General features: G+C 39.7%; 5 protein-coding genes and 3 pseudogenes. 2 read left to right on the top strand and 6 right to left on the bottom strand.

Annotated elements, in window-relative coordinates:
• Together ACGF7G_RS14045 and ACGF7G_RS14040 are read left to right on the top strand one after the other, a co-directional pair.
• Nucleotides 1-204 (top strand): hypothetical protein (locus ACGF7G_RS14045; RefSeq protein WP_387466257.1); only part of this gene is annotated, 204 nt, incomplete at its 5' end.
• A 9-nt stretch (nt 205-213) separates the two neighbouring features.
• Complete coding sequence (locus ACGF7G_RS14040) at nt 214-669, top strand: hypothetical protein (protein WP_387466255.1); 456 nt, start codon at nt 214-216, stop codon at nt 667-669.
• Between the two features lie 219 nt (nt 670-888).
• On the opposite strand, the pseudogene ACGF7G_RS14035 reads toward ACGF7G_RS14040, so the two are convergent.
• The 6 genes and pseudogenes from ACGF7G_RS14035 to ACGF7G_RS14010 all read right to left on the bottom strand — a co-directional run bounded on the left by ACGF7G_RS14035 (nt 889) and on the right by ACGF7G_RS14010 (nt 6,476).
• Nucleotides 889-1,845, bottom strand: a pseudogene (locus ACGF7G_RS14035) (IS110 family transposase).
• A gap of 122 nt (nt 1,846-1,967) precedes the next feature.
• Nucleotides 1,968-2,347, bottom strand: a pseudogene (locus ACGF7G_RS14030) (recombinase family protein); the annotation flags it as partial.
• Nucleotides 2,343-2,483, bottom strand: coding sequence for a hypothetical protein (locus ACGF7G_RS14025; protein ID WP_387466253.1), 141 nt, complete (start codon nt 2,481-2,483; stop codon nt 2,343-2,345). The pseudogene ACGF7G_RS14030 and the gene ACGF7G_RS14025, both read right to left, overlap by 5 nt.
• A 153-nt stretch (nt 2,484-2,636) precedes the next feature.
• The gene (locus tag ACGF7G_RS14020; protein WP_387466269.1) at nt 2,637-3,635 is read right to left on the bottom strand and encodes a radical SAM protein; all 999 of its coding nucleotides are present in this window, start codon (nt 3,633-3,635) and stop codon (nt 2,637-2,639) included.
• A 42-nt stretch (nt 3,636-3,677) separates the two neighbouring features.
• Nucleotides 3,678-4,313 (bottom strand): hypothetical protein, encoded by a 636-nt coding sequence (locus ACGF7G_RS14015; protein WP_387466251.1) that lies wholly within the window; start codon nt 4,311-4,313, stop codon nt 3,678-3,680.
• A 1,195-nt stretch (nt 4,314-5,508) separates the two neighbouring features.
• Nucleotides 5,509-6,476, bottom strand: a pseudogene (locus ACGF7G_RS14010) (IS30 family transposase).
• Nucleotides 6,477-6,924: the final 448 nt, after the last annotated feature.

Below are 6,924 nucleotides of genomic sequence, written 5' to 3'. Positions count from 1 at the left end.
AAAGGCGCCATACTGTCCTGCCAGTCCGGCCTGTGGACAAAAGCAGAAGCCACCTTGCAGCAGAACCAATGTTATCAGGATGGAAACTGGGGCGGACGTGATTTTGCTGAGCACCGATGTAAGCTTGGATATTATGCGGCGGGACTTAAATTTGTGGGTCACCAACGCAGCGAATCAGCCTATGTCATTACCTGCTGTAAATAAAAACGTAACATGTGCGTATATCTGATTTTTATTTTGGTGGTGTTGTGTTGTCCTTGCTTTGCACTGGTGAGCGGATTAACGCCCTGGCGGGGATTTATTTGTTCGGGGTTTCGGCACAGGAAAAAACGGTATTACGTCATTCATCTTTCCCCGACTGACAGGATAGGGCGTCTGACGCGAAGTCGAACCCGGTGCTTTCATGCGGCATTTGTTCGCGAACTTGAGGGGGCGCTTTTGCGGGCAGACAGGGATATTCTGTTTCGTTCTCATTTGATGCGGCCTGCTCAGATACAGCTGGCCTGTTCGGTTCTGGCACATTACCCGACATGGCGTTACCGGATGATTAAAGTGGTGATCCCTCGCTGGGAGCGAACAGGAATTACATTACAAAACTTACTGTATGAGTGGCGTTATACTCCGACGGCTGCCTGTGGTCTTATGGTGGTGGTGAAGCAGGAAAAATAACATTTTATATTAGAGAGCATAAAAATCTGTGGGGCAATTGTTTAAATGCTCCCCTCGGATGGCCGTTCTGAATGGTGAACTAAAGGCACAATTTGGGAGTTGGTATCCCGGCATCAGAATTAATGAGCTAGCCGGAGTACGGTTGATAGTTCTACATTAGCTATAGCAGCATAAACACTAATGTAGTGCTCCACAGTTAATGAGCAACTGTCTTTCACTTTAAACCATGTGGAGTGATTCGTCCCACGGTTTATTTGTTTTTACCATTGCATTAAGGATGACCAATAATTTACGCATACAAGCAACGATGGCAACTTTATTGGGTTTGCCTGCAACTATCAGCCTCGTGTAGAAAGCACAAAGCACGGGATTAAATCTAATTGCTGTTAACGTAGCCATTACAGCATTCGACGCACCATTGCTCTCCCTCCGAAGATCGTTCTCTTTCCACCGAAGAATCCAGAGTCTCGATTAAACGGTGCAACACCAATTAAGGAGCTAATTTCCCGGTGTGTTAACTTGCCCAGTTCGGGCATGTCAGCAATCAAGGTGGCTACCGTGGCAGGTCCAACATCTTTCTTTGTGGATAATAGATCGAGTTTGGCACGATGAAACATTTTGATATGTTTAGACAATGCAGATTCAATGACTTTAAGCTGTTCCTGTATGAAGCTGATCATTAAAGTGATGCTTTCTCGGATTTCTGGATGGCAACTCCCCAACCTTTGGTGTTCTGAGATGGAAAGTGTGACTAATTTGGCGGCGGCGCGCGATCATGGCTTGCAGCACCCGTTGCTAAGTAGATGGCAATATCCTGGCTATTTTATCCCGATCTGTTCGTTGGGATAAAACCAGAGCTAACTGTGCCAACACCTGAGCATCTATTTTATCTGTTTTGGCTAAGTTACCCATTGCCTTAGCAAAGTTACAGGCTTGTCGGGGATTAACGATGGCAACAGCCAGCCCCAGAGTCTGCAAAACACAGGCGACAGGTACCTCATAACCACCTGTTGCTTCTAATACAACTAAATCAATTGCATAGTTAGCGAGTGTCACCGTGAGTTCATCATGGCCTCTAGGGGTATTTGGATATGTCATTACGGTTCCCTGAGTACCAAGTGCAATTTCAAGTGAAACTTTGGCGACATCAATACCGACATAAATAGTTTCAGTCATGGTTCTTCAGCTCCCATTCTTGCAAATGCGAATTTTGTTTCAAGCAACTGTTCAGGTTTTTCGAAGAAAAGTAACAATCATGCGTCGAAAACTCATTAAATATCCTACTGTAAGGTTGTTTTTCAAACAGCAGACTCCTGATTTACCGCTTTTACACTGAGAATAGTTTGTTGTGTCGAGCTGAATTCCCGGGCAACGGTACTTATGCTGGCCCCGGCTTTAATATGTTCGAGCACATCCTGTTGCTGTTCCTCATTCAATACCGGTGGACGTCCAAAGCATTTCCCTGCATTCCTGCTCTTGCTATTCCTGAGTGTGTACGCTCAAGCAGAAGATCACGTTCAAACTCCGCCACTGCTGAAATAACCTGCATAGTCATTTTTTCGGCAGGGTTGGTGAGATCCACACTGCCCAGTGCCAGGCAATGCACGCGAATGTCTGACGCGGTCAGTTGTTCAACTGTTTTCCTTATGTCCATCGCATTGAGACCAAGACGATCAAGCGCTCTGTCCTTGATGCACGTTTTTGCTGGTACTCGCTATCATTTCAATGTCAATGCGTGTGGTTCCTCCAGTCAGCAGGGAGCTTTGCATCCCGTATTGAGCACAATGATGCCGGAAATCTGTGAGGAACCACACTCACCCGCCTAAATATTCACCATTGTTAAAAGTTGAGATGCGTAAGTTAGTTCATTTGTGCTACGGAGTACTAAATATGCAGCAATCATATGATGAAAACTATGTTATTAGAGCTTGACCATCAAGACGGTAGCTTATTAGTCGAATCCTCCATCAAACGTTGTTAACATAATGTGGCCATGCAGCCTCATCTATTGCTACTGAAGCTATTAACTCTGGTATCAGCTCATCAATTCTTTCAATTAGAACTTGTGCCACATGCTGATCAGTAAATATTCTCTTGCATGCCTGACAACGATGTGCATACATATTCTCCCATTTGATTTCATCATTATAATCAGCACACCAAGCTAAAATTTTTTCTGGTCCCATAAAGTGAAGCAATAAAATTAATAAGTCTTGCTCTGCTTTATCTATGACAGTTTTAATTGAATTAACTTCGCTAATTTTACCAAAATTCAATTCTTTTATTCGATTTAATCCTAGTCCACAGCAGACTCCAATATTTCCATCGCCTTGAATTACTATTGTCTGTAGGACGCTATTGCAACCAGTACAAGAAGCAATATTCTCTTTGGAAATATACCAATTTTTTTTATAGTTGGCCTTATCATCAGGAGATAGTGGCATCCAAGGACTTTCTTCAAATCGAAGTTTTAATTCCTCTCTTGAAATGTGGCTAAGATTAACCGAATTTACAAAATTCTCCTTTGATATTAATTTTTCCAGCCCACCTTCAATATTCACATGAAAAACAATTTTATTCTCGTAAGCGGAGTTAACGGCGTTTATTATATTACTCATAGGAATAAATTTTATGTGCTCATCGCCTGTACTAAAGTTGATTTCTTTGAGTCCGGAATCTATCAATATCCTTAGCTTTGATAAGGCAATGGACTTAGATTTTGCCCAGTGTGCATTTGTTACTAATCGAGTATGCAATCCTAAAGAAGTAGCGTACTCAATTGCCTTAACCAAATCTCTCCATCTTAGTGTCGGCTCGCCTCCTGTGAATACAACATTTAGGAAGTTAAGACGGCGTGCTTCATTAATTGCATAAATTATTTCATCTAAAGATAGCGTATTATTCACACGTGGGCTGCTGAATGTTCCGCAGTTAGAACATTCAGCATTACATCGAAACGTGGGCATAATTGATAACGTTCTTTCTTTCCTAACTATTCCATGCCCCATTTATATACCCGCCCTTTTATTATTTTTTGCCACTTTCACTAACTGCTGAGCTATTGAGCGTATATCATTGCCTCCACTCTTGTTAAATACATGAATATCAGGACCTGTAGGTGGGGCATATGGATTAAAATCCATAGCTGTAATAGCCACATGGATAACTGCTACTGCAATCAATACAATTACTGTTTCAACTGCAATAATAGAGTCTATCTTTGACTGCATATCTTCTGTCGTTAGTCCATCCTTACGTGATTGCTCGTTGAGGAGAGCATAAACAATATCCTGATCACCTGACTTCAAAATAGCTTTTGCCACATCCATTCTAATTTCATCTTTGTTAATTTTTTTAGCTGAACTAATAGAAAAGTTATGTTTAAGCTTTTGGGAATACGAAATGGCCCAATTTCGGAAGTCATCATTTGCCATTATGGAAAATACTAACTTATTGGCTTCTCCAACTTTTTCTATATTGACTTTGCCGATTACTTCTGGAAAGTGAGCTGCGATTGTACCTGTAGGGTTATTTAGAAACATACCAATACCATTTTTATGTTCTAAGCTCTGTAAAAGTCTATTTAAGCCGAGTGATAACTCTGGTCGACTAAAACGCAAGTAACTTTCGTATTGTCCTTTCATAACAAACCTTTATTTTTTAGGTTATTAATCACTTAACACTTGCATAATTTTATTTGCAAGGGTTAAATAACGTTTCATAATTCTGCTACATATGATCCTCTTCAACCCATTGTTATACATGAAATTATTAGTAGTATAAGATGTAGCACTATTTTGGAATCTTATTTAACGCCAATGAACTGAATTGGATCCAATTAGCCACTCCTACCAAACGTGACTATCCTAAAAAATATAGATTAAAAGCCCATATCTAGCTTAGCATTAAGAGTCACTCTCTGAGTTTATCCATGGTAATTATGATATTTGTCACACAAGTCAAAACAAAATAATTGAAATACACGATATCAGCGTATTAATAAAATACTATTCTTATTTATTCTGGGTACTTGATGCAACGTATATAATTTAGAAAGGTGACATTGATTGTATCGTAATACAGTTCTCCTTTAGGCGAATCAACAAAAATAGTCATTTTCATACAATGATCACGAAAACCTTTTTCATCATTAACAGCTAAATCAATACGGCGGGTATATTCATTACCATCAGTGAAAACATACTTGATTAAAGTTGCTATTCGTTGTGTCAGTCCTATGGTCTAGTGACGTTTCAAGATTGCTGCTAATACAACAAATCATTGAAACGCCGGTAGCGCATTGAGTGCGTTTCTCATCTGTGACCGTTCCAGATATTTTGAACAAGATTTCGCGTTCTGGGGCGTTTTCCGGTACCCTTCCCAAGTGTCTCTTCCCTGCATTAGACATACGGAGCGAAAAATCAAACACTGGCCCCTGGATAAACGGCTTCAGTGGTGGCAGCGTTATGCTCGGCCGTGGCTGAATGAGCTGCTGCCCTGGTCTGAGAATCGTAACCGGATGCTTACCGTTATAACACCAATACCCCGAAATGAACGGGAGCAAAGGATTATGCCCGCTGATTGATGGCATTATTGATGCCACAATTACTAATAAGAGTATTTCCTGAAGGAATCTTTATGTTTTATCGTATGACAACCTCCTACTTAGGTTGTGATGGCAACCTGTAGCAGCGTAAATGTTGTGAACACTTTTTCGAGGTAAGGGAAAAGGCGGTATTTTATTAATGTTAATTACCTAAATAAGAAATGATTTCATATGTATAATTATTGTTAATATATAGATAAATCAGGTAGATTCACATAATAAGTGCAACATCGTTAATCGGGAAGTAAACATGTTCGTATTCCCTTAAATAATTCATTCGGCGTTTTCCCACCCCGTGTTTTTCGGGGACGATGATTTAATCGGTTTACCACAAAATTTATCTCCTGATCAGAGACTTCATTAAAATCAGTTCCTTTGGGAAAGTATTGTCTGATTAATCCATTGATATTCTCATTGATCCCTCTTTCCCAAGGCGAGTAAGGGTGAGCAAAATAAATTTGGGTTTCTAATTTTTTACTCATGATTTCATGATCTGCGAACTCCAAACCGTTATCGAATGTGATGGTCTTAACCCTTTGTTTTAAAGGGTATAATACTTTAACTACCGCTTTTGCTACTTCTGATGCCCGCTTGCTATCAAGTTTAACAATTATGGTATACAGCGTTTTGCGCTCAACCAGAGTTAATAAAACACTTTTTTGTCTTTCCCCATTATCGTGTCCCCTTCCCAGTCGCCAATACGTTCCTTTTTATCAACAATTTCCGGGTGAACATCAATACTGACCCGATTTTTAATTTTGCCTCTTCTTTCATAGCGACCATAGCGTTTGCGATAAGGTTTTCTGGCAATCCAGAGATGTTGCCATAAATCACCTCCCTCTATTTTATCTTGATAAATCAGCCTATAAATCGTCTCATGATGCAACGATATCCCTTTATGTCGCTTCAAATAATCAACCACTTGTTCAGGACTTAAATCTTTCCAAATTAACCGTTTTATCCATTTTTCGACTTCCGGCGTTATTTTCACGGCTTTCTTAGCAAAATGACGACGAGCTAATCCCTTCAAATGAGCCTGTTTAGGACAGTATGCCTGAGCTTCCTGATTTCTTTTCAACTCTCTACTGATGGTTGACGGATTTCGCTTAAGTGACTCAGCAATGAAAAGCTGTGAAAACCCCGCTGTTTTTAAACTGGAAATCTGGTACCTTTCTGTTTCGGTCAGTTGTGTATAGGCCATAGCGCATTCTCCTGTGGCGGGAAAGATGCCTACTATAGCAACTGACCGCCCTTCTGAAAAATTGCGCTTATTAGTCGAATCCGCCTCAGCTTTTTATTTTAAGGTTATATGTTGGCTAGGGTATTAATTTATATTTTTAAGTTATTGTTACGATTGTTGTTTATTATGTGATCTAAGTCTGACTTTATTATCAATTTTGTCTTTTTGGTTGATTGTATAGTTTTTTATTTCTATATTTAATTGTGATTAATTTGTTAATTTCTCCTTGATACATGTTGGTTGTATTTTAGATGATTAAGGATGGAGGGAATGAAAAAACGGTAGTTAGCAGATTTAATGTATATGTTATCCGGTATTTTTAAACCAAATAACAAAATTCGTAACCGCTAATACTGCGTAATGATAAATATCTGTGAATATTTGGAAAATTACATCAAAAAATAATTCC

Origin of the sequence: Photorhabdus sp. RM323S, assembly GCF_042879375.1 — a bacterium.
Taxonomy (GTDB): domain Bacteria; phylum Pseudomonadota; class Gammaproteobacteria; order Enterobacterales; family Enterobacteriaceae; genus Photorhabdus; species Photorhabdus tasmaniensis.
This window is presented reverse-complemented; position numbering and strand designations above follow the sequence as displayed.